The organism is Streptomyces sp. KR55 (assembly GCF_052245645.1).
In the GTDB taxonomy this organism is placed as follows: domain Bacteria; phylum Actinomycetota; class Actinomycetes; order Streptomycetales; family Streptomycetaceae; genus Streptomyces; species Streptomyces flavusporus.
On record NZ_JBQQCE010000761.1, the window covers coordinates 1 to 2,835 of the forward strand.

Consider the following 2,835-nt stretch of genomic DNA (forward strand, 5'->3'; position numbering starts at 1 on the left):
GGTGGGGTGCGCAGCCCGGCGCTGGTGGGGTGCCGCCCGCGCCCACCCGTGCCGCCCTGGGGGTCCCCCCTCTGGGGGAGGCACGAATGCCCGCGGACCGACGGGTGTGCCCGCGGACCGACGGGTGTGCCCGCGGACCGACGGGATGGGTGCGGCCCGGCGCAGCCCCCGGGCCGCGTAAAATCGACTCCACTGTGTCTGACTCCCTCCACACCCCCGAAGCCCCCCACCCCACCCCCGGTGTCTCTGTTCGGCGTATGCGGGGGAAGGGGGAGCCGCGGTTTCCTGATGGGCCCAAGGCGGATCCTGCGGGGTCGCACTTCGAGCGGCGGATTCGGAGTTTTCAGCCGCGGCGGAGCCGGGTGACCGCCGGGCAGGCCGACGCGTTGCAGCGGCTGTGGCCCAAGTGGGGACTGGACATCGACGGTCAGCGGGTCATCGACCTGACGGAGTTGTTCGGCAACGCCAACCCCGTCGTGCTCGAGATCGGGTTCGGGATGGGTGAGGCCACCGCCCGGATGGCCGCCGCCGACCCGGACACCAACATCCTCGCCGTGGACGTCCACACACCGGGCCAGGGCAATCTCCTCAACCTCGCCGACCAGTCCGGCCTCACCAACATCCGGGTGGGCAACGGCGACGCCATCATCCTGCTGCGCGAGATGCTCTCCCCCGACTCCCTCGACGGGCTGCGCGTCTACTTCCCCGACCCGTGGCCCAAGAAGCGGCACCACAAGCGGCGCCTGATCCAGCCGGCCTTCCTCACGCTGGCCGCGACCCGGCTCAGGCCGGGGGCGATCGTGCACTGCGCGACCGACTGGGAGCCGTACGCCGAGCAGATGCTCGAAGTCCTCACGGCGCACCCCGCCTTCGAGAACACACAGCCCGACGGCGGTTTCGCGCCACGCCCCGGCTTCCGCCCGCTCACCCGTTTCGAGGGCCAGGGCCTGGACAAGGGTCATGTCGTGAACGACCTGCTCTTCCGCCGCGTACAGCACGAGCAGCACCCCGCAGAGCACGCACAGCACGAAGAGCACGACCAGCAGGACCACGACCAGTCCTCCACCGGCGCCTGAGCCCTCGCGCCCTCGCGGGCGGCGCCCCTGCCTCGTTAGGGTCAATGCCGTGGCCACCAGTCCCCCGTACCCGACGCACCCCAGCGTTCCCACCGGCGGCGCACTGCGGCGGCATCCGCACTGGTGGCAGCGCACATGGGTGCGTTACGGCGCGCTGATCACCCTGCTCGCGATCTCCGGCCTCGTCATCCTCGCCCTCGTCCGCGAACAGACCGGAACCGAGGGATTCCTGGTCGGCCTCGGCCTCGCGATCCTCCCGGTACCGCTCCTCATAGCCGCCTTCCGCTGGCTCGACCGCGTCGAGCCCGGCCCCTGGCGCAACCTCGTCTTCTCCTTCGCCTGGGGCGCCTGCGCAGCGGCGCTGATAGCGATCGTCGCCAACAGCTTCGCGACGAGATGGATAGCGACGGCGACCGCCGATCCGGCGAGCGCGGACACCCTGGGCGCCACCGTCATAGCGCCGATCGTCGAGGAGTCCGCGAAGGCAGCCGCCATACTCCTGCTCTTCCTCTTCCGCCGCCGGGACTTCACCGGGATCGTCGACGGTGTCGTCATCGCCGGGGTCACCGCGACCGGGTTCGCGTTCACCGAGAACATCCTCTACCTCGGCACCGCCTTCGGCACCGACCAGCTCACCGGCGGCAGCGGCATCGCCTCCGTCACGGCGGCGACCTTCTTCGTCCGCGTCATCATGTCGCCGTTCGCGCATCCCCTCTTCACCGTCCTCACGGGCATCGGCTTCGGCATCGCGGCGCTCGCCGGGCAGCGCCAGCATCTACGACGCGTGCTGATGCCGCTGTCCGGGCTGCTGCTCGCGATGGGCATGCACGCGTTCTGGAACGGCTCGGCGACCTTCGGCAACTTCGGATTCTTCGCGGTGTACGGCGGATTCATGGTGCCCGCGTTCGGGCTGCTGACCTGGCTGGTGATCTGGACCCGGCAGCGGGAGCTGCGGACCGTGCGCGAGGAACTGCCGGCCTATGTCGCCGCCGGCTGGCTGGCCCCGGCCATGCCGTTCGCGCTGGGCTCGATGCGGGCGCGCCGGCTGGCCAGGGAGTACGCCGGGCACCACCTGGGGAAGCCGGCCGCGCGGGCGGTGGCGCAGTACGAGGCGTACGCGACGTCGCTGGCGTTCCTACGGCATCGCGGGCGCCGGGGCCGGGCCGGCGCGGACTTCGTCGTACGGGAAGGCGAACTGCTGCGGGAGCTGTGGAGCCGACGGAACGTGGCGCGGCCGGCGCTGGAGTATGCGGCGCGGGTCACGGCTCCGCCGGTACCGGTGGCTGCGCCGCCCTGGCCGATGGCGGCGCCGTATCCCGCATACCAGCCGTATCCCGCATACCAGCCGTATCCCCAGTACCCACGGCATCCCGCGTACAACCCGTACCAGTCCTAGGGGCGCGCCGAGCGATCGGCGCCGTGAGGTCCCGGCAACAGGCGTGCCGCACGCACCGCGAACCGGCAGCCCTGACGTCGGGGGGTTGCCGTCAGGACCGCCGGGGTTCGAAAGGAGCGACTGTCAGGGGTTGAGGCCCTTGCTCTGCAGCCAGGCCAGCGGGTCGATGCCGCTGCCCGCGCCGTCGGGGTGCACCTCGAGGTGCAGGTGAGCCCCGGTGACGTTGCCCGTGGCGCCGACGCGCCCGATGACCTCGCCCGTGGTGACCTTCTGGCCGACGCTGACGTTGATGGAGGACTGGTGGGCGTACCAGATCTCGGTGCCGTCGTCGAGGGTGAGGACGGTCTTGTAGCCGTACGACCC

General features: G+C 71.3%; 3 protein-coding genes. 2 read left to right on the plus strand and 1 reads right to left on the minus strand.

The genetic code is table 11. The features are described 5' to 3' along the window. Positions 1-194 precede the first annotated feature (194 nt). A complete protein-coding gene (gene trmB / locus ACTWQJ_RS49620) occupies positions 195-1,076 on the plus strand; it encodes a tRNA (guanosine(46)-N7)-methyltransferase TrmB (RefSeq protein ID WP_443312926.1) in 882 nt (293 codons plus the stop codon). 49 nt (positions 1,077-1,125) lie between these two features. After that, entirely contained in the window at positions 1,126-2,472 is a 1,347-nt protein-coding gene (locus tag ACTWQJ_RS49625) for a PrsW family intramembrane metalloprotease (RefSeq protein ID WP_443312927.1), read from the plus strand. A gap of 123 nt (positions 2,473-2,595) precedes the next feature. Here ACTWQJ_RS49625 and ACTWQJ_RS49630 read toward each other — a convergent pair. Continuing rightward, a partial coding sequence (locus ACTWQJ_RS49630; protein ID WP_443312928.1) for a M23 family metallopeptidase occupies positions 2,596-2,835 on the minus strand: 240 nt, incomplete at its 5' end.